At 44.3% G+C, this 20,556-nt stretch carries 20 protein-coding genes; 14 read left to right on the top strand and 6 right to left on the bottom strand.

Going from position 1 to position 20,556, the window contains the following annotated elements:
- Positions 1–71: 71 nt before the first annotated feature.
- The gene (locus OSCIL6407_RS0101205) at positions 72–857 is read right to left on the bottom strand and encodes a hypothetical protein (RefSeq protein ID WP_007356174.1); all 786 of its coding nucleotides are present in this window, start codon (positions 855–857) and stop codon (positions 72–74) included.
- Between the two features lie 209 nt (positions 858–1,066).
- Between OSCIL6407_RS0101205 and OSCIL6407_RS35140 the strand changes: the two genes are divergently transcribed.
- The gene (locus OSCIL6407_RS35140; RefSeq protein WP_155523367.1) at positions 1,067–1,213 is read left to right on the top strand and encodes a hypothetical protein; all 147 of its coding nucleotides are present in this window, start codon (positions 1,067–1,069) and stop codon (positions 1,211–1,213) included.
- Positions 1,214–1,447: 234 nt separating this feature from the next.
- A complete protein-coding gene (locus tag OSCIL6407_RS0101200) occupies positions 1,448–1,927 on the top strand; it encodes a rhodanese-like domain-containing protein (protein ID WP_007356173.1) in 480 nt (159 codons plus the stop codon).
- A 221-nt stretch (positions 1,928–2,148) separates the two neighbouring features.
- On the opposite strand, the gene argB is transcribed toward OSCIL6407_RS0101200, so the two are convergent.
- Positions 2,149–3,045 carry an acetylglutamate kinase gene (gene argB / locus OSCIL6407_RS0101195; RefSeq protein WP_007356172.1) on the bottom strand — a complete coding sequence of 299 codons (897 nt, stop codon included), beginning with the start codon at positions 3,043–3,045 and terminating at the stop codon, positions 2,149–2,151.
- 351 nt (positions 3,046–3,396) lie between these two features.
- Here argB and OSCIL6407_RS0101190 point away from each other — a divergent pair, with 351 nt between their 5' ends.
- Positions 3,397–4,176, top strand: coding sequence for an HAD family hydrolase (locus tag OSCIL6407_RS0101190; protein WP_007356171.1), 780 nt, complete (start codon positions 3,397–3,399; stop codon positions 4,174–4,176).
- A 197-nt stretch (positions 4,177–4,373) separates the two neighbouring features.
- Here the strand turns inward: OSCIL6407_RS0101190 and mreD are convergent, their stop codons facing one another.
- The 3 genes from mreD to OSCIL6407_RS0101175 all read right to left on the bottom strand — a co-directional run bounded on the left by mreD (position 4,374) and on the right by OSCIL6407_RS0101175 (position 6,884).
- Entirely contained in the window at positions 4,374–4,937 is a 564-nt protein-coding gene (gene mreD / locus OSCIL6407_RS0101185; RefSeq protein ID WP_026103617.1) for a rod shape-determining protein MreD, read from the bottom strand.
- On the bottom strand, positions 4,934–5,779 hold the full coding sequence (gene mreC, locus OSCIL6407_RS0101180) for a rod shape-determining protein MreC (RefSeq protein ID WP_007356169.1): 846 nt from the start codon (positions 5,777–5,779) through the stop codon (positions 4,934–4,936). Before mreC ends, mreD begins: the two co-directional genes overlap by 4 nt.
- Before the next feature lie 97 nt (positions 5,780–5,876).
- Entirely contained in the window at positions 5,877–6,884 is a 1,008-nt protein-coding gene (locus OSCIL6407_RS0101175) for a rod shape-determining protein (protein WP_026103616.1), read from the bottom strand.
- 578 nt (positions 6,885–7,462) lie between these two features.
- Between OSCIL6407_RS0101175 and OSCIL6407_RS0101170 the strand changes: the two genes are divergently transcribed.
- The 10 genes from OSCIL6407_RS0101170 (at position 7,463) to OSCIL6407_RS0101130 (ending at position 16,924) form a co-directional block, all read left to right on the top strand.
- Positions 7,463–7,822 (top strand): single-stranded DNA-binding protein, encoded by a 360-nt coding sequence (locus OSCIL6407_RS0101170; RefSeq protein WP_007356167.1) that lies wholly within the window; start codon positions 7,463–7,465, stop codon positions 7,820–7,822.
- Between the two features lie 47 nt (positions 7,823–7,869).
- Entirely contained in the window at positions 7,870–8,391 is a 522-nt protein-coding gene (locus OSCIL6407_RS0101165) for a tetratricopeptide repeat protein (protein WP_007356166.1), read from the top strand.
- Positions 8,392–8,483: 92 nt separating this feature from the next.
- Entirely contained in the window at positions 8,484–9,149 is a 666-nt protein-coding gene (locus OSCIL6407_RS0101160; protein WP_007356165.1) for a ribbon-helix-helix domain-containing protein, read from the top strand.
- The gene (locus OSCIL6407_RS0101155; protein WP_007356164.1) at positions 9,149–9,538 is read left to right on the top strand and encodes a type II toxin-antitoxin system death-on-curing family toxin; all 390 of its coding nucleotides are present in this window, start codon (positions 9,149–9,151) and stop codon (positions 9,536–9,538) included. Before OSCIL6407_RS0101160 ends, OSCIL6407_RS0101155 begins: the two co-directional genes overlap by 1 nt.
- Before the next feature lie 167 nt (positions 9,539–9,705).
- Positions 9,706–10,296: a chromophore lyase CpcT/CpeT gene (locus OSCIL6407_RS0101150; protein ID WP_007356163.1), complete on the top strand. Its 591-nt coding sequence runs from the start codon at positions 9,706–9,708 to the stop codon at positions 10,294–10,296.
- Between the two features lie 68 nt (positions 10,297–10,364).
- A complete protein-coding gene (locus tag OSCIL6407_RS0101145; RefSeq protein WP_007356161.1) occupies positions 10,365–11,513 on the top strand; it encodes an NAD-dependent epimerase/dehydratase family protein in 1,149 nt (382 codons plus the stop codon).
- A gap of 71 nt (positions 11,514–11,584) precedes the next feature.
- Positions 11,585–11,707, top strand: a complete 123-nt coding sequence (locus OSCIL6407_RS37600) for a hypothetical protein (RefSeq protein WP_007356160.1) — start codon at positions 11,585–11,587, stop codon at positions 11,705–11,707.
- A gap of 188 nt (positions 11,708–11,895) precedes the next feature.
- Positions 11,896–12,534: a DUF4291 domain-containing protein gene (locus tag OSCIL6407_RS0101140; RefSeq protein WP_007356159.1), complete on the top strand. Its 639-nt coding sequence runs from the start codon at positions 11,896–11,898 to the stop codon at positions 12,532–12,534.
- A 10-nt stretch (positions 12,535–12,544) separates the two neighbouring features.
- Positions 12,545–13,678, top strand: coding sequence for a glycosyltransferase (locus OSCIL6407_RS0101135; RefSeq protein WP_007356158.1), 1,134 nt, complete (start codon positions 12,545–12,547; stop codon positions 13,676–13,678).
- 618 nt (positions 13,679–14,296) lie between these two features.
- A complete protein-coding gene (locus OSCIL6407_RS0101130) occupies positions 14,297–16,924 on the top strand; it encodes a GAF domain-containing protein (protein WP_026103615.1) in 2,628 nt (875 codons plus the stop codon).
- 275 nt (positions 16,925–17,199) lie between these two features.
- Here the strand turns inward: OSCIL6407_RS0101130 and OSCIL6407_RS0101125 are convergent, their stop codons facing one another.
- Entirely contained in the window at positions 17,200–19,062 is a 1,863-nt protein-coding gene (locus OSCIL6407_RS0101125; protein WP_007355901.1) for an alpha/beta hydrolase, read from the bottom strand.
- A gap of 347 nt (positions 19,063–19,409) precedes the next feature.
- Between OSCIL6407_RS0101125 and OSCIL6407_RS0101120 the strand changes: the two genes are divergently transcribed.
- Positions 19,410–20,453, top strand: a complete 1,044-nt coding sequence (locus tag OSCIL6407_RS0101120) for a tetratricopeptide repeat protein (RefSeq protein ID WP_007355900.1) — start codon at positions 19,410–19,412, stop codon at positions 20,451–20,453.
- The last annotated feature ends 103 nt before the right edge of the window (positions 20,454–20,556 follow it).

The raw sequence follows: 20,556 nt of genomic DNA, 5'->3' as shown, positions 1-20,556 counted from the left end.
AGATTAGCTGAGATTTTTGATGAGGTATTTACTTAATTCTTAACGAATTTAGAAAAGGATTTAGACCAATTTTAGGAATTTAGCCGTTTGACATAATAGCGAATTGCGCCAAGTGCAGTTTTGATTGAATCTTCAGCTTTATCCGCCGAGATATCTGTCATCTCACCACCTATCAACTGAATCAGATCGGTAGCTTGCATTTCCAACAGCCACTCATTAAACTGCGATCGCGCCACCCTTTCCCCAATCACCCGCCGTATCCGATAAATGGGAACCAAATCGTCATAGTTAAAATCTTGATTTAGCCGATCGTAAACCTTCAAAGCCACCACCTTAAACCTCTCATAAGAAGCGATCGTCTCCACCTCTGGCTTAGGTTTCTCCACCGCCACACTTACCGATCCCTCTTGAACCCGCAACCATTTCAATAGTGCATTCCCCAATCTCGTCCCAATTTGAGAACCGTCAAACTCAAACAGAGAATCGCTATTTTTCAAACCTTGAGCTAAAATCTGCTGACCCACATCCGTAATTTCAACTACCATTACTCGCTTTTCAGTCGAAAATGCGATCGCACCACTTTCTCGCAAACCAGTCAAAATTCCCTCATAATCTTTACTCGTCTCCCCAGTCCGCACAATCCTTTTAGTCAAATCCCCCTTCTTCACCCTCCCCTTACCAAAGGATACATCCCACAAATTCAGCAACACCCGAATTTTTCCTTTCGCATCCCAAACCAATTGTTCTTCAGGTGTCCGAGGCGTTTTAGACACAACAGTTCCTTCTTGTTCCGACATATCCATAATTCCAGTAACGGGTACAACAATCAGAGTTTTCAGTAAAAATACCGAAGACAAATCTGATTTTTCTATCGTAATACTTAGTGAGGTCGCAAAAACCTATCCAATTTCATCTTAACAGGACTTACGCACTCACTACAATTTTTTGTGATTGCGAATCCAGTAAAACAAACTCTAACCTTAATTTATCATTATCAGTACATAAGTCCTAGTTAAAATAACTCTGCCCAATTTAGGCATAATGAAATCGAATAAAATTTAGAGTATTGTCTAAACCCCGATCAATTGACAGCACTGCTAGTAATACTTGCGATCGCTCCCTAATTGGTAATTATACCTTGAATAATCAACCTGCCACATCCGCAGCGCAGCACGGCAAATTACTTACAAATTACTATGGCAGCAAAAAATAATCTCTTACAAACTGCCTCCCTGCCAGCTCTTACCAGCCTCAAGCATCTCCGATGAAACTAATAGATTCTCCTGTAGAGATTGCAATTACAGCATACATTTTTGAAGCTCATCATTCCCCCCTTAGCTAGATTTAATTCCCACCTTAATTTATAGCTTTATTCTTACTTTAGGAAGATAAACTCACCATAAATGCTTGTTACATTGCAAAAGCAGTAATGAGTTAAAGTTCCTTTATGAAAACAATTCCCGATCGAATTACAGAAAGCAAAGACAAGCTTCCAAACATTACTCCTACCCCTTCTCGTTTGAAAGCCCAATCCTCTAGTCATGACCTGAAATCTCGTCTAGATTGGGGCGAACCAGGGTTAACAATAATTGATGCACGCGATCGCGAAAGCTTCAACAAAAGCCACATCACTGGTGCGCTGCCAATGCCAATGGATGAATTAGTAGAACGGGCAAAAAGCAGCCTAGAGTACAATCGCGACATCTACGTTTATGGTGACAGTGACGAAGAAACTGCTCAAGCTGCTGCCCAACTTCGCGCAGCCAACTTTGAAAACGTAGCTGAACTTAGAGGTGGAGTTCCTGCTTGGAAAGCCATTGATGGCCCCATTGATGGTTCTCTAGAACACGACAACCCAGGCCCAGATGCCTACAACGTTCTTTCTCGCCTACAACACCACGCACAAGCGCAGAAAGTGAACCGATAAACAACTTTTCCCTCTCTTTAAGCGCAGGTATAAACAAGCACCCTTTTTTAGCAGCAACAGCGCTGTTTTATTCTCGGACTAAATCGACCAAAGAAAAGGCGATCGCGCTCTGGTAAACTAGAGAGCGATCGCCGATTTTTTATTGATTCAAATAACAGTTAACCGTTAACAGTTAACCGTTAACCGTTAACCGTTAACCGTTAACCGTTAACAATTACCCATTATCTCCTTCTAAATTCCGAAGCAACTATCATCGATCCAATCCCCGCATCTGTGAATATCTCTTGCAGCAGAGCATGAGGAATTCGACCATCAATAATATGTGCAGCGTGAACACCTTGAGCCAAACTACGGACGCAACAATTCACTTTAGGAATCATCCCACCAGACACAACGCCAGACTCCATTAGCCCCCTAGCTTCCTGAATATCTAGCTTTGCAATCAAAGTATCTGGATTGTGATAATCCTCCAAAATCCCGGCCGTATCAGTCAGCAAAATCAACTTTTCTGCCCCCAACGCCGCCGCAATTTCCCCCGCAACTGTGTCAGCATTGATATTGTAAGCTTGTCCCGTTTCGTCCGCCGCTACGCTCGACACTACTGGAATGTAGCCCCCATTAACCAGAGACTCCAGAAGATTGATTTTTACGCTACTGACTTCCCCAACAAAGCCAATACCTTCTTCACCTTGGGGGCGGGCTCGGATCAAATTAGCATCTTGGCCGCATAACCCTACCGCCCGGCCTCCCGCTTGGTTGATCAAGGAAACAATCTCTTTATTTACCCTTCCTACCAATACCATCTCCACAACATCCATCGTCGCGGCATCTGTCACTCTCAGACCATTCTTGAATTGTGGCTCGATCCCCAACTTAGCCAGCCAAGTGTTAATTTCTGGGCCACCGCCGTGAACAACAACGGGGCGCGCTCCCACACAGGAAAGCAGTACAATATCCCGCATCACCTTATCTTTAAGGTTGCTGTCTTTCATGGCTGCACCGCCGTATTTGACAACAATGGTGCGTCCCGCAAACTGTTGAATGTAGGGCAATGCTTCTGAGAGTACCTCAGCCCTATTGGTTTCAGACTTCCTGGGAAAATCGCTTTGTTTGAGCATGGGTAGTAGAATTACATTTTCACAATTATTAAAGATAATAGCGATCGGGTGTCAGCTTTTATCGCAACTGCCCAGAGGGTTAGATCCAGATCGATTGCTCAAACCCTTATGGGGATTGTATTTTCCTTCTTCCTTCTTTCTTCGGCTTGATATCCCCTTGGCTTTTTGCTGACACCCTCAAAGGAATATGGCGATCGCTCTCCCAAACTCCTCTAAAATGCGATCGCTCCAAGTCTTGTCAGTATTATAGTTTTTTCTAATCAACTTCTTAGGAAAAATCTCTCTACAACTTATGGATTCCTTGGTAAAGTAAAGAAATGTATTGTATTTGTAGATTTTAGTTAACGTTTTATGACAACCAGTGCAGTCTCAGAGTCGCCCCCAGCCAAGTTTTACTCCCACCCAGATATTGACTCATTTTCCCCGAAAATGACCGTATTCTGCGACTTAGATGGCCCCATCGTTGACGTATCCGATCGCTACTACACTACCTATAAGCTCGCATTAGCGGATACTCAGGCAGCTTATCAAGCTCAAGGAGTCTTTCTAAACATCACACTACTTAGCAAGCAAGAGTTTTGGGAAATGAAGCGCGAGCGAGTACCCGACGCTGAAATTGCCCAAATTTCGGGATTGCAAGGTTCGCAAATTAATGAGTTTCGGCAGCGAGTAATGGAAATTGTCAATGAACCAGAGCTTTTGCACTTAGATCGGCTTCAGCCAGGGGTACAATGGGCGATCGCACTTCTTCACTCTCACGGCGTGCGTCTAGTTTTAGTCACATTGCGCTCCCAAAGTCAAGCCACTCAACTCTTACAAAATTACGGTCTCGCCAGACTCTTTACCTGTATTCGCGGTACTCAGGTGACAGATGCTGCGTATAATAATTATGCTAACTTGAAAACGCAACTGTTAGATGAAGTTGTAGAAGAACTAGATTCATCAATAGACTCTGCTTGGATGATTGGAGATACGGAAGCAGATATCCTCGCCGGCCAAGCTTTAGGTATTCCCACAATTGCTGTTACCTGCGGTATTCGTAGCACTACCCAACTACACGCATTGCAACCCACCCGTATTCTCAGCGATCTAGTTTGCACTGCTCATCACTTACTAACAGTTAATTGTTAACAGTTAACTGTAATATCGAATCGCGTTCTACACGAATTATATATTTTGTCATTGCGAACGCAGTGAAGCAATCGCAAAGCCTTTTTGAGATTGCTTCACTAAGTTCTCAATGACTATACAGAAGCAATCGATCCTAATAATAACTATTACCAATTACCAATTCCCAATTCCCAATTCCCAATTCCCAATTCCCAAAATTAAGATTCCCAATTACTCGTTATATCCCACAATCGATTCAGAGGGAAATAGATCACCGGAGCCCAAAGACTGCTAAGAATAGCAGAACACAAAGCTACTCGTTGATGGTAAGTCCAAATTTCTCCTAAATTACTTTCCCCAATCCAACTAAACTGAAAAGCCATTACTGTCTCCGCTACCACAGCCATGCCAAACACAATTAAGGCTATAGGTATGGGGTCTTTTTCAATAATTTCTGGCGGAATAGAGCGCATTTTCTGCAATACAATCGTCAAAACTCCTACTATAACTAGACTCACCGCATGAGTTGGGTGAGGAGCAGTCATGGCATCTTGGAGGAAGCCCACAGCTATACTGCCCACAATAGCTTCCATTAGCGTCCGCTTGCGCCTAATACTCCAAGCCACTACCCAAATTAACGGCCAGTTAGGGCCAATTCCCAGAAGTTCCATTCCGGGGAGACGAGTAGGTAAAATCAAAATGCACACGATTACAGAAGCGATCGTTACACCCCAGTGGAGAAAATGGCGAGAACCCAGAGACATCCTAGAGAAATAAGTCATCGCTTTTCTTCGCCTCCTTCCTCTTGAGAAGACTGATTTTGAGCGGAATTAATCTTTGAAGGGGCATTTTGAGGAAGAGCTATCTCCGAGGGTTCTTCGTGTGCATAAACTACCACCCATTCCAGAGAATTAATCGATGCCGAGAATTCAATTATAGCTTCAGGGGCTGGACTTTTGTTCATATCCAAAGACTCCACCCTGCCTACTGGCAACCCAGCCGGATACAATTGGCTGAAAGATGAAGTTGAGACCATATCTCCTGGCTTGACATTCGGAACATTATCAAAAAACTCCATCACAGCCCGATTTTTCGCTTTGTCTCCTTTTCCCCGCAGGAAACCCATGTGACGACTGCGGCTTATAGCGACACCAACTCGGCTAGTAGGATCGCTAATCAAAACGACAACACTTGTATTAGGAGTGACATTAATAATCCGTCCTACTAAACCGCCTGGGCCCATAACAATAAACCCTTTGCGGATACCATCTTTACTACCTCGACCTAAAGTTACTTGTTGCCACCAATGGTCTGCACTTCGACCGATAATGGGGGCTGCAATTCCTTTAGTTTTCTGGGTAGCAACATAACCTAAAAGCTGTTGTAGCTTCTGATTTTGGGCTTGTAATTCTGTTAAGCGGTCTTGGAGTTCTTTAGTACGGGCATTGAGCAATTGCTCTTGTTCGGAGGCATTTACTTGGAAAGGGCGAGAAACCCAACCATAGACCTCAAATAATGCTTGACCTTGAGTTTCTCGAATTAACCAGGCTCCACTTAGAGCTATACCCAGCATAGCGATTTGCAATCGCAGATCCCACCATCGACGCAGTGTGTTTTTTAGCATAATTTCAGACTTTAGATTTTAGATTTTAGATTGAGGTAGCGATTTTAGATTTTAGATTGAATCCAAAATCCAAAATCCAAAATCCAAGATAGACTTCTTAGAGATTTCGCGATCGCCCACTGAACACCCGTTCTAATTGTTTGAAATTTTCCAAGACTCGACCAGTTCCCAAAACCACGCAGGATAAAGGGTCAGCGGCGACGTGAGTAACGATGCCGGTTTCATGGCTAATCAGAGTATCCAACCCTTTCATTAAGGCTCCACCCCCAGCTAGCATGATTCCCCTGTCAATAATATCTGCTGCGAGTTCTGGAGGAGTGCGCTCTAGAGTTCTCTTGACAGCTTCCACGATTACTGAAAGCGGTTCTGACATACTTTCTCGGACTTCTGGCCCTTTAATCGTAATCGTTCGCGGTAGGCCTGAGAGCAGGTGTAAGCCGCGTACTTCCATCGTGATATCGTCGTTTTCTAAAGTTGGATAGGCAGAACCGATTTGAATTTTGATATCTTCAGCGGTACGTTCTCCAATTACTAAGTTATGAACTTTTTTCATGTACTGGATGATGGCTTCATTGAGCTCGTCACCGGCAACGCGCACGGACTCGCTCAACACCGTACCCTGCAAGCTGAGCACGGCGACTTCTGTTGTCCCCCCACCAATGTCTATAATCATGTTGCCAGTAGCTTCGGCAACTGGCAATCCAGCCCCGATCGCAGCGGCAATTGGCTCATCAATTAACCGGACATCTCTGGCTCCCGCTTGAGAAGCAGCTTCCATGACGGCCCGGCGTTCAACTCCGGTAACGCCAGAAGGAATGCCGATCACTATCCGGGGTGCAACTAGGGTTCTGCCTTCGTGAACCCGCCGGATAAAGTGCTTGAGCATTAACTCTGCTGTGTCAAAGTCCGCAATCACGCCATCGCGCAGGGGTCTGAGGGCGATAACATTACCAGGGGTACGCCCCAGCATTTTTTTTGCCTCTTCTCCGACTGCGAGCGGGATTTTCAAATCTTGATCGATGGCAACTACAGATGGTTCTTGAAGAACGATACCTTTGCCGGATACGTACACGAGTGTGTTTGCAGTACCGAGGTCGATACCCATATCACGGGATAAGGAAAAGCGACTGAGAAAACCCACTGGTTTGTACCCTAAACTTAAATGCTACTGTGTGCATTGACACTCCCCGGTCTGAAGACGCGGGGATTCTTAAGGCTTTCCAGCCTTAATATCCCTATTGCTAGGGTTTCCGGGCGCAATCCTTTTGCCGAATGGCGGTCTGCTATCCTAGTCTTGCAACTAGCTCCTCGGTCGTGACTTTCCTCCAGTCCGGGGGTAGGTTTTAGCGTCTTTTACTGACGATTTAATCGTTTCAGAACTTGAGCATTGGTTGCGATCGATTATTTTGAGCATCCGTAGTACTGTTAAGTTAGATACTTGATTTCTCAAAATCCGCAACCTATAATGTAACTAAAATGTAACCAAGGTGGATTCTATTACGTTTTTGATCCTGAGTCTAGTCAGAATAGCTCATTGTTGAGCTGACGTTCCCCTAGAATCCATAATCTATATTGTCGAAAGAGGGGACGAAATCAGGATAAAGCCCAGACCTTGATTGTCTGGTCAAAGAACTATTTCTCTATTGTGGATGCTGTTTCATCATAAAAGCCGGAACTGAATTTATGAGTCTCAATGTTGTCACTCTTGTGGGCCGCGTGGGCGGAGAACCTGAAATAAAGTATTTTGATTCTGGTAGTGTTAAGTGCAAGTTGACGCTGGCAGTCAAACGGCGCTCTCGCAATACTGAGGAACCAGACTGGTTTACTTTGGAGATCTGGGGTAAAACTGCGGAGATTGCTGGTACTTATGTCCACAAAGGTAGCCAAATTGGGGTTACGGGGTCTTTGAAGTTCGATTACTGGCAAGATCGCAATACGGGTGCTAATCGCTCTACGCCAGTAATCAGGGTAGAACAATTAGATTTGTTAGGCTCGAAACGCGATAACGATAACAATATGTCGCAAAGCTACGATGAGTTATAGGCTCGTTGGATTTGGGTCGGTGAATTTTGAGTTTTGAGATAGCGATCGTGAGTTCAGATCAGTTAGAAGTTGTTCAGTCTGAGTACGCAACTGGCAAGGCGGTTTTTGAACGGGGCCAGTACGGGGATGCGGTGCGCCATTTTGAAGCGGCTAGTGCTTTGGTCGATCGCGGTTCCCGTTTAGGGGGTGAGGTGCAGATGTGGCTGGTGACGGCCTTGGATGCGGCGGGAGAAACTCAGGAGGCGATCGCGCTTTGTAAGAAACTTGTCCGCCATCCTAGTATAGACACTCGCGAACAAGCTCGTGGTTTGCTCTATATTCTGGAAGCGCCTAAGTTGAGCAAGCGCCCTGAATGGCTGGTGGAAATTCCCGATTTGGGAGCTTTAGGCGATAATCAGTCTAGTGCTTTGAAAGGTGGCGCTGGCGGGACGGTAAAGCCGTCGAAGCCTAAGCTGGTGATATCAGAGCCGATAGATTTGAGTAAGGTAAATACGAAGGATAATCGGTTTATCTGGGTGGGTTTGATTGGGTTTGGTGTAGCGATCGCGGGTTTAATTTTTTTCAGTTAGCGAATTGACAGACTTTTTCCTGTCGCAAGGCTACCCCTTCAAAGGCAGAAAGATAAGTTACATTAACCCCCTACATTTACTGGAAAATACCAATGCCAAAAAACAAACCAAACGTAGTTGAAACATATTTAGAGAGCAAAGTCAAGGTCGGAGTCTCGCTGACACCGACAGCGGCTAATCGTCTGACGGCGATCGCAGAAAAGCTCGGCATATCAAAGTCTGAGCTATTGGAGCGCATTGCTCACAGCGAGTTGCTCAAGTCTAGCAATGGAGCAGAGTTAACTTTTTCCTTGCAACATGGTTCGGGATCTCCGAAACAGGTTTCAAAATTGAAAGATCAAACAACTGAGGGCCAAAGTCACGACAGTGGTAAGGCTGAGTCCCCGGAAAATTCTGTTGCACAGTCAAAGGAATTGCTAGAAAGCTACAAAGCTTTGCAGAAGCAATATCAAGAACAGAGCGTGGCGATCGCATCTTTGCAAGCTAAAGTAAAAGAGTTGCAAAATCATCTAGAAGCTCAAGCTAGAGATAGTGTCTCTCTGGAAAGTTACCAAACTTTAGAGCGACAATCTCAAGAACAGATTGCAGCGATCGAATCTTTGCAAGCTCAAGTAACCGCCAATCGCTTTGGTATTTCCGTAGAAGCATTACTGCTTGCTGATACTGAAAACTTGCTCGCACCACCAGAAAAATCTTTCCAGAATGCTATGGAATACGTACTCAAAAAGAATGCGGAACTTTACCAAAGGCTGGCGTAATGCGCTATCTAACTTTAACTGAAGTTTTAGAACTTTATCGGTGCATTATTGAGCAGTCTGGCGGAGCATTTGGCATCCCTAATTTAGGAACCTTAGAGTCAGCTTTAGCTCAGCCACGCATGACATTTGGCGGGGAAGAACTTTACCCAACTATCATCGAAAAAGCTTCAGCCCTTGGATTTACTTTGATTAAAAATCATCCTTTCTTAGATGGCAACAAACGCATCGGTCACGCAGCAATGGAAGTCTTTTTAGTTTTGAATGGATTTGAGATTTCTGCACCTATGGAAGAACAAGAAAAAATTATATTACAAGTTGCATCAAGCGCGATTGCCCGCGATGAATTTACTGAGTGGCTGCGCTGTCATATTGCTCCTAATTCTATTTGAGAAAGTCTGCTATAAAAACTTAACTTTGGTATTGAAATTTTAATTGATGAAGCCAATTCGTCATTCACAAGCGATCGCTTTCCCCTTAAAATATTCTGGGATCGGTCAAGTTCAGCATAACCACCGCCCTCCCAAAGACCTATTACCAACTACCAACTCCTCTTCAAATGACCAATTCCACAGACATTGCCACCCTCGCCCGCTGGATGGCCTCCGACTTCAGCAACCAACCCCAAGCCTTTGAAAACCCCCCCTTCTTCGCCCACATCCGCGTCTGTATGCGCCCCCTCCCCGTAGAATTATTAGGAGGAATCAGCCTTTACCTAGAGCAAGCCTACGACTATCAAATCAATCAACCCTACCGAGTTCGAGTATTAAAATTAGTCCCCGCAGTTAATTGCATCGAGATCGAAAACTACGCGATCGAAAACGAAGAACAATTCTACGGCTCATCCCGCGACCCTGTGCGCCTCCAAGCCCTCAAAGCCGAAACTATCAAAAAACTCCCCGGATGCACCTTCATCACCCAATGGACGGGCAACAGTTTCCTCGGTCGAGTCGAACCCGGCAAAGGCTGCACCGTAGTCCGCAAAGGTCAAACTACCTACCTTGACAGCGAATTTGAGATCGATGAACACAAATTCATCAGTCACGACAGAGGGTTAGATCCCGAAACTGACGAGCACATCTGGGGTGCAGTCGCCGGGCCCTTCGAGTTTGTCCGCTGGGCTAGTTTTGCCCATGAGGTTGTAGTTTAAAAGGTTCATATTGCACCATTACCTGATACATTTACCCAGTATTGGCAAGCAAGATTTATCCCTGATTTATGAAAGTCCTGGTTATTGGTGGCGATGGCTATTGCGGTTGGGCAACCGCGCTCTACCTTTCCAATCGAGGTTATGAAGTTGGCATTCTGGACAGTTTTGTGCGGCGGCATTGGGATCTCGAACTTTGCACAGAAACCCTCACTCCTATTGCACCCATTCAACAACGCCTCCAGCGCTGGCATGATTTAACTGGCAAGTCCATTGAACTGTTCGTAGGTGATATCACCAATTATGATTTCCTCAGCAGTTCCCTTCGCAAGTTTAAACCCGAAGCGATACTGCATTTTGGCGAACAGCGATCGGCACCCTTCTCAATGATTGACCGCGAACACGCTGTACTTACTCAAGTTAACAATGTTGTCGGAACGCTAAACATCCTCTATGCTATGCGGGAAGATTTCCCCGATTGTCACTTAGTGAAATTGGGAACGATGGGCGAGTACGGCACTCCCAATATTGATATAGAAGAAGGCTATATCACTATCGAACACAACGGTCGCAAAGATACTCTTCCTTATCCCAAACAGCCGGGATCTTTTTACCATTTAAGTAAAGTTCATGACAGCCACAATATTCACTTTGCTTGCAAAATCTGGGGTCTACGCGCCACAGATTTGAATCAAGGGGTAGTCTACGGCGTTTTAACAGAAGAAACCGGGATGGATGAACTGTTAATTAACCGCTTAGACTACGATGGAGTATTTGGAACTGCCCTGAACCGATTCTGCATTCAAGCTGCTATTGGTCATCCGTTAACGGTTTATGGAAGTGGAGGACAAACGAGAGGATTTTTGGATATTCGGGATACGGTGCGATGTATGGAAATTGCGATCGCAAATCCCGCTGAACCAGGTCAATTTCGTGTCTTCAACCAATTTACCGAAATGTTTAGCGTCGGTGACTTGGCAATGATGGTTAAGAAAGCTGGCACAGCAATGGGAATAAATGTAGAAATCAACCATCTGGAAAATCCCAGAGTTGAGAAGGAAGAACACTACTTCAATGCCAAAAATACCAGTTTACTGAGTCTGGGTTTACAGCCCCACTGTTTGTCAGACTCGTTGATAGATTCCTTGCTGAATTTTGCGATTAAATACAAGCACCGCGTTGACAAAAATGAAATATTGCCTAAAGTTAAGTGGCGGTAAACTAAGGTAGGATGGTTGGGGCAATATAATGTTTCTATTGCCTCTGAATATGGAAGTCCTGAAATAAAAAAATGAAAAGCCGAGTTATAATTCTGCTGCTTTTAGTTGTTTTACCGGGACTTTCAGCTAGTTTAGTATGTGGTTATTACTTCCTGCCAGAATGGGCCGCCCTGGAAGCAAGTTACAAAAACTAACGCCAAGTTAGTCAGTCGCCTAATGCAAGTGAGAAAGATGTTTTTGTTGCCAAAACAGCACAGGAAATTCACAGAATTAACTGCTTTGCTGAAGGAATGGGACTGCTTTTAGGTGCGGTGATTTTCTCAGTTGGAATTCATGGAATTTGTACCTTGCCCAAAGAACCTCTCGATCGGAGTTAGTTAGCATGAATCTGCTAACCTTACCTTACCTAACGCAAGTAAGCCGATGGCCAAAAGCTGGTCGTCATATTTTGGCACAATTTGACGAAAATTCCATAGTAGTCTACCAAGCCTATCGCCCAGCTATTGGCGACTTTGCAGCTTTACATGGTTATTTTGGTGGGGAATTTAAACTCAGCCGCATGAGTTGGATTAAGCCTAACTTTCTCTGGATGATGTACCGTTCCGGGTGGGGGACAAAAGAGGGTCAAGAAGTAATTCTCGCTGTCCGCTTAAAGCGAAGTGCTTTTGATGAAGTTTTGACCGCAGCCGTACATTCTACTTTTGTTTCAGAGGTTTATGCTAGTGAAAAAGAATGGAAACAAGCGGCTAAAAATTCATCTGTGAGGCTGCAATGGGACCCCGACCATCACCCCAACGGTTCCCAAGAAGAGAGGCGGGCTATTCAGTTAGGTTTAAGGGGGGAAATTTTGGTTCATTACGCGCAGGATTGGATTATCAATATTGAAGATATTTCCGAATTTGTGCAGGAACAGCACCAAAATCTTAAAGAAGGTATGGCAAACTTGCTAACACCCAGCGAGGAAGTATATCCGATTACTAATTCCGACACTGCAAAGAGGCTACAAATATCAGTTACCTAAGCAATTTTGTATGAGAGTCGCTCTTTTTACTGAAACATTTCTGCCGAAAATAGATGGGATTGTCACGCGGTTGATTCACACAGTTGAACACCTACAACGCGCTGGCGATAAAGTTCTAATTTTTTCCCCAGATGGTGGGCTAACAGAGTACAAAGGAGCCACAATTTACGGTGTTGAAGGCTTTCCGTTGCCGATGTACCCGGAATTGAAAATGGCATTGCCGCGTCCGTCAATTGGACAGAAACTAGAAGAGTTTCAACCAGATATTATTCATGTGGCTAATCCGGCTATTTTGGGACTGGCGGGTTTGTACTATGGCAAAAAGTTGAATATTCCGCTGTTGGCTTCTTATCACACTCATTTGCCAAAATACCTGCACCATTATGGTTTTGGAATGCTTGAGCCTTTGTTGTGGGAATTACTAAAGGGAGCTCATAATCAGGCTGAGTTAAATCTTTGTACTTCAACGGCGATGGTGGAAGAGTTACGATCGCACGGTATTGAGCGTGTAGACTTGTGGCAGCGAGGCGTAGATACGGAGATGTATCAACCCCAGTTTGCAACGCCAGAAATGCGCGATCGCCTCAGCCAAGGCAATCCAGAGAGCCCACTCTTACTCTACGTCGGTCGCCTCGGTGCAGAAAAAGAAATCGATCGCATCAAACCCGTCTTAGCATCAATTCCTAACGCCCGCCTCGCCTTAGTCGGAGATGGCCCCCACCGCCAAACTTTAGAACAATATTTCGCCGGTACTCCCACCTATTTTGCAGGCTATCTCCGAGGCAGAGAACTCGCCTCAGCCTACGCTTGTGCCGATGCCTTCATTTTTCCCTCCCGCACCGAAACACTAGGCTTAGTGCTCCTAGAAGCGATGGCTGCGGGTACGCCCGTAGTCGCGGCAAGGTCAGGGGGAATCCCCGATATTGTCACCGATGGTGTTAACGGCTATTTATTTGACCCAGCAGATGAGGAAGGTGCGATCGCAGCTACTCAGCGCTTATTTGCCCAACCCCAAGAAGGCGAAACCCTCCGCCAAAACGCCCGTATTGAAGCTGAACGTTGGGGTTGGGCCGCTGCCACTCACCAACTGCGGCGGTACTATGAATCGGTAATCTTGGCTGAGTCACTGCCAAAAGCCGCATAGTTCCAACCGCCAAGGCGGTTAGGGGCTAGGGGCTAGGGGCTAGGGGCTAGGGAAAGAAGGGAAAGAGAATAAAAGTAAGGACTTCGTTGTGAGAACTCAGCCAAACGGTTCGATCGATTTAGAATGTCCTAAATAGTCTTGGCGGTTGCTATCTAGCCTTTTTAAGGGGGGTAGGAGGGATCGATCGCACCTACTCCCCGATCGGGTTTAACATTAAATTTGACATAGTATTGGGAAATAACTTAGGCATAGCAGACTGCGCCCTTCGGGGGGCACACGCGATCGCCGCAATTCCACCCAGCAGAAAAATCCCATTCTCCCCAACAAAAAAACCTATGAACTAACTTCCAGACTAATTATTTTCCACTTATCCCCACAAAACAAACCCCTTAGTTTTGTGTTTTACCTAACTTCACCTTATATTAGCAGAGTGGGCAGCAACATCAAGGTTGTTAAAAATGATTTAAAAGCACATATTACAGGCAGGTGGAAGTTCGCGATCGAGTAAAACGACTTGCCCAAGCAGTGAAGCCGGAAAAGTTTCCACAGTTTGGGGAGCCTCAGAACAAAACATCAGCCAAGCCAAGGGCCACCCTACCCCCTGAAAAAGCAGTTAACATGACATTCTCCAATGCTGGTAGCGTTCTGGCTACACTCACTCAAGTCAATCGCATGGGGGCATTAGCCGCCCGCGTGAAGGATCTGCCAGTTGCCGAATTTGTCTGCCTGCTGGACTTTATCACCGCTGAATTTCAGCAATTTCTGCGTGCGATCGACCTCATCAACAATGAAGCTCTAGAAACTCTTTTAGAGCAACTTTTAGATGCCTTCACCCTCAAAATTGGTCAGATTCTGCAAGCCGATGTCACAACTATATTTTTAGTTAACTCAAATAAAGCTCAACTTTGGTATAAAACCGTCGATCCAACTACCAAAAAAGCTCAAGAAATTCGCCTCCCAATGAACGTCGGTATTTTGGGTCACGTTGCCAATACCGGAGAATGTCTCAATGTAGTTGACGCTTATAATCATCCCCTATTTAACCGGGAAGTTGACGAACTCCCAGGGTATGAAACCCATACAATTCTTTGTATGCCGATTTTCAGCACCAAGAGCGAAAATGCTCCGGTAGCAGTAGTACGGCTCTTAAACAAAGCAGGGAATCAGCCTTTTAATGAAGAAGACGAACAACAATTTCGTGCTTTTGCCGACTCAATTGGAATTATTCTTGAAAGTTGTCAATCTTTCTATGTCGCCGCCCGCAACCAGCGAGGAGTTGCTGCACTTTTGAGAGCGACAACAACATTAGGGCAAAGCCTTGACTTAGAAACAACTTTGCGAGCTGTAATGGAGCAAGCCCGCGATTTAATGCAAGCCGATCGGAGTACCCTATTTCTACTGAGTAAAGAAACCAACGAACTCTGGACAAAAGTAGCCAAAGCCGACGGCAAAACCCTAATGGAAATCCGTATTCCTGCCAATAAAGGCATTGCTGGTTATGTAGCTTCTACTGGTCAAACTCTCAATATTAATGATGCTTATACCGATCCTCGCTTCGATCCGAGTACCGATCATCGTACTGGTTATGAGACGAGAAATATGCTCTGTATGCCAGTTTATAACGCCAAAGGCGAACTAATCGGTGTTACTCAGTTAATTAATAAAAATCAAGGTAGTTTTACTAATTCTGATGAAGAATTTTTGCGGGCTTTTAATGCTCAAGCAGGTATTGCCCTCCAAAACTCGCAATTATTTGAAAATGTTTTAGTGGAAAAGCAATATCAGAAAGACATCTTACAAAGTCTCACAGATGTTGTGATTTCTACGGATATGCAGGGTCGAATTGTCACGATTAATGAAGCCGCTTTAGGATTACTTGGTTGTCCCATCGATCAACCCAATGGTAAACAGAATCGACAACTTTGGGAAGAGAGACTGGTCGATCGCTATGTTTGGGAAGTTGTACCTATTGACAATATACGATTTCGACTAGAAGACAGTTTGAGGAATGCGGCTAGACATTATGTACCGGAACAAACTTTAACTGTGGGTTTATTAATAGAATCGCCAGAATTTGCAGAGGAAGGAGAAACTTATATTCTGACAATTCCCGATCGCAACGATCCCGATATCTTTTACGCTTGGGGAGAAAATAGCCCCGAATCAGGTCAAATTCCAGTAGTTACTAATGCTCAAGCTCCCTTTCATATTACTCATTCTCCCCTGGGTTATCCTCAATGTGCGGTTCCAATTCCTCGTTCTCAAGTTACAGTAGTTGAACGTAGTTTGAATCTAACTGTCAACCCCCTAACTAATCCTGAAGGGGGGGTGCGTGGCGGTATTGTAGTGCTCGAAGATATTTCGAGAGAAAAGCGGATGAAAACTACAATGTATCGTTATATGACCCCTGGAGTAGTTGAGCAAGTAATGGCTTTAGGTGAAGGGGCGATGATGGTAGGTGAACGTAAAGATGTGACTATTTTATTTTCAGATATTCGGGGATATACGACGATTACAGAAAATTTAGGCGCATCGGAAGTGGTAGCGCTTTTAAATCAGTATTTTGAGACAATGGTAGAAGCTGTTTTTCGCTATGAAGGAACTTTAGATAAGTTTATTGGTGATGCGTTGATGGCGGTTTTTGGAGCACCTTTGCCTTTGAAGGAACACGCTTGGATGGCGATTGAAACAGCTTTGGAAATGCGCTGGCGGTTGAAAGAATTTAATACTTCTCGACCTAGTGAGACTAACTTTAAGATTGGAATTGGGATTAGTTCGGGGGAGGTAGTTTCGGGTAATATTGGTTCGGAAAAGCGGATGGATTATACGGTGATTGGAGATGCGGTGAATTTAAGTTCTCGCTTGGAAGAACTGACGAAACAGTATGGCTGCGATATTATTTTGAGTGAGTTTACTTATAATTTGTGTCGCGACCGAATTTGGGTACGGGAGTTAGATAAAGTGCGGGTTAAGGGCAAAAATCAAGCCGTAAGTATTTATGAGTTAATCGATCGGCAAACAGTGCCATTAACTGGGGAAATAGAACAATTTTTAGAATTATATAAGCGGGGTAGAGAGGCTTATATTTGTGGAAATTTTCATCAAGCTATTAGTTATTTTGAGAGTGCGAAGCTAATGCGCCCAACGGATATGGCTGTGGAAGTTCACCTTGAGCGATCGCGCCTTTATTTAGAAGTACCACCGCCTGATGATTGGGATGGTGTTCATACTATGAAAACTAAGTAATTACGAAGTAATAAGGGTGAAAAATAAGGGAATAACAATTACCAATTAGAGAAGAAGGGGCTAGGGGCTAGGGGCTAGGGGCTAGGGAAAGAGGGGAAGATGGGGAAGATGGGGAGGATGGGGAGGATGGGGAGGATGGGGAAGATGGGGGAGATGCGGAGGATGGGTAATTAGCAATTAGCAATTAGCAATTAGCAATTAGCAATTAGCAATTAGCCATTAGCCATTAGCCATTAGCCATTAGCAATTAGCGATTAGCCATTAGCCATTACCAATCACTTCTTACAAAGCAATGGCTGACTCGGCCAAAAGCGGATAGAATTGTCAATCAAACTGTTAATTCCAGCTTCCATCTCTTCCTCAGAAATGTGCTGATTTGTTAGCAAAAACTTAACCACAGCAAAACTGGGAGTTTCAGTCCAAAAATATCCTCCATGAGCATCAATTTTACCGAATAAGAAAGAAACTATATTAATCAAGTCAATGGCGAGACTTGTAAACTTGTTTAAAGGCAATTTTACGCTATTGACTCCTCTCATTTCCGAACAATCGATATAGTTGAATTTTTCAAATAACTCATAAGCCGAAGTGGGGTTAGCTGCTAGTTGAGAACGAACCATAATGCGAATGTAAGGTGCATAACTTTTGGTCGTATCTTCCGATTTATTTACTGGTTTCGATCCTTCATTTACTTCTTTTAGATAAATATTTCCCAACCGCAAGCCAGACATTTCTAAACTGGGTTCAACCCACCAGTTAGCTAGAGTAGAAAGATAGCGGAGAACAATATCGCGATCGCTGGAAAATAAATAAATTTTCTGACAACGAAGAATAGCTGAACGTACATAATTATTACGTCCTTCCCGCAAAAACTCTAAAGGGATATCTGGTGCAGACATAATTAATTTATCCAATATTAAATAATCTCCAATCTCTCGCTTATCATCTACGTCTATATCATCTTTCCCAAATCTATCAGACAAAATTCGTAAGGAATTGACCACTACCAAAGCACCTAAACTGTGTCCCATTAAATTGACAGCAATTCTAGAATTACTCTTAGCTGCTTTAGCTTCTTTTTTGTCCTCACTTTCTGCTTCTACCTTCCCCGATCGATTAGAAAATTTAGCCTTGACTGATTGATTTTCATCTATTCCTAATGCTCGATCCAGCCGCCAAAAGAATTCAGAAAAATCGGGAGCTCCGTAGTGAATGGCCCGATAGCGATCGCGCTGATAAACAATGATCCGCATCATTTGTACCACTAACAGGGAGAGCATAAATACGGTGACAATAATCCAATGCCATTGTACTGCCAATTCTGCTGTCTCCCGAAACTTTAGCCATTGCCAAAAGTTAGCTAATTCTGGGAAGTAACCAAAAGATAAAAGTAGAGGTACTACTAACAGTTTAAGCAGAAAATATAACAAGGAACCAGAAATAAATGTTAAAACACCGAGGACAATCAAAAATTTGAGGATAATTCCCCAATTATAGCGATAGTCAGCCCAGAGTCCGGGACTGACAAGCGGTTTTTCGCTCGGCCAGTGATAGCCAATATAAAAATGATTTTCTTCCAAAGTCGCGATATTTTTAATCGGATCTTTGAGAGTTAATGACTCGGCTTCATTAATAAAATTATTATAGAAAATAGATCCAGGAGTCGCATAGCCGTGAATTCGCATCGTTAAGCGTTCGCATCCAGAAGATAAGACGATCTGAGCTAATTCATCAACATTAAATAGAGGTCGAAAACGCTTTGGTGGCAGTTCTCGGTCTATATTTAGAGAAGTGCTAGCAGTGCTGGTGACTAAAAATATATTAGGATGCTCGCAATCGGCGTAAATCTCGAAATTGCGACTGAAAGCTTGAGTAAATTGGCGATTATGCCAACGGTTGAGAGTGTTTATTACATAATCTACATTCACTTTTTCGGCAAACATGGGATACTGCTTCAAATCGCATAGCGATCGCAATCTAGTGACGATTTCCTCAGTAGTTGGACTGGCAGTGCCAGAGGGATCGGGATAAGCTAGCTGTACGATCCGTGCCTTTGTCCACCCGTCAGAGAAAGGAGCAGAATTGCGGATTATAGACTCTAACCAGTTGCAATCGTTTTTCCAAGTGTTATCATCCATATCTTTGATTAACTCAGGATTTAAGCAGAAATTACCCAAAAATACTATATACTATAGGGTATTCATTACTAGAGTTTCCCTGGAATGTTTGAGTAATTGCTTGTTTTGCTAGGGCGCATTTAAGCTGACTTCTACCTCCTCTTGACAAAATTCTCAGAAAAGCTTAGGCAACACCTATTTTAAAATTTGAATTTTCAATTAGTGGCAAGTTTTAGTCTGAGTTTGCTAGGGTGTATTTACGATCGAGACTGACTCTAATATTCCCGGTTGTTCTCAGTCGAAAGATGTAGAAATTGGCAGAAGACTCAATCGTAAAATTTACATCTTGCTAAAGGAGGATTCACTTGGTGTATTGCCATCACCACTTCCGTTATCTCGCAGCTATTGCGATCGCCATCTCACCTGTACTGACTGGAGGGGAAAGATCGAGCGCGATCGCCTTTGCGCCAATTCCAGGGGATGTTAGTCCCATCGCCGCCACAGACCGCAAAACAGAAGCAAACCAACTTTCTCAAAAGGGTGCTGAGCAATACCGCAAAGGTGAATTTCAAAATGCGGTGGAAACTTATCAACAAGTTTTGGCAATCCGCCAACAACTAGGGGACAAGAAAGGTGTGGGAGCAACCCTCAATAGTATCGGTGAAGTTTACACTGACATGGGGGAATATGACAAAGCAATGGAAGTTTTGCAGCAAGCTTTGGTCATAAATCGGGAAATAGGCGATCGCCGCAACATTGGTCATACCCTGAATCTAATCGGCGTGGTTAACCGCGCTGGGGATAAACTTTCTGTAGCGATGCAACTGCATCAACAAGCTTTGCAGCTAGCAAAAGCTGAAGGCGATCGCGCTGGAGAGGGAGAATCTCTCCACAACATAGCAGCAGTTTACGGCGACCAAGGTCAATACCCCAAAGCCCTAGAGTTTTACCAGCAAGCGCGGACAATTCGCACCGAAGTTGGCGATCGCCGCGACTTAGGCCGCACCCTCAACAACATGGGCGGCATTTATTACAACATGGGTCAGTATTCCAGAGCCTTAGAATTTTACCAGCAAGCTTTAGCAATTCGTCGGGAAATTGGCGATCGCGCAGGTGTCGGACGGCTTTTAAACAACATGGGGCTCACCTATCGCAAGCTCGGTAAAGATTCTCAAGCTCTGATCTATTTCCAACAGGCTATAGTGATGCTAGAAGCGATTGGCGACCAAACCAGCGTCGGACGCTTGCTCAACAACATGGGTGCCATTTACGAAAGCCTGGGTCAGTCCCCCAAAGCTCTAGAATCCTATCAGCGAGCCTTGCAGATCGCCCAAGACACGGGGGACAAAGTAGGAGAAAGCACGGCTTTAGATAGAATTGAACGATTAACAGGGCAAAAATCCGGGCAATGACTAATTGAAAGGGAAATTAAAAATTAATAATTAAAAATTAAAATTGGTGAGAGTTCATTTTTATTTTTTAATTGTTAATTGCAGGCTTGCGCTGCGCCGTAAC

The organism is Kamptonema formosum PCC 6407 (assembly GCF_000332155.1).
Classification (GTDB): Bacteria; Cyanobacteriota; Cyanobacteriia; order Cyanobacteriales; family Microcoleaceae; genus Kamptonema; species Kamptonema formosum.
This window is presented reverse-complemented; position numbering and strand designations above follow the sequence as displayed.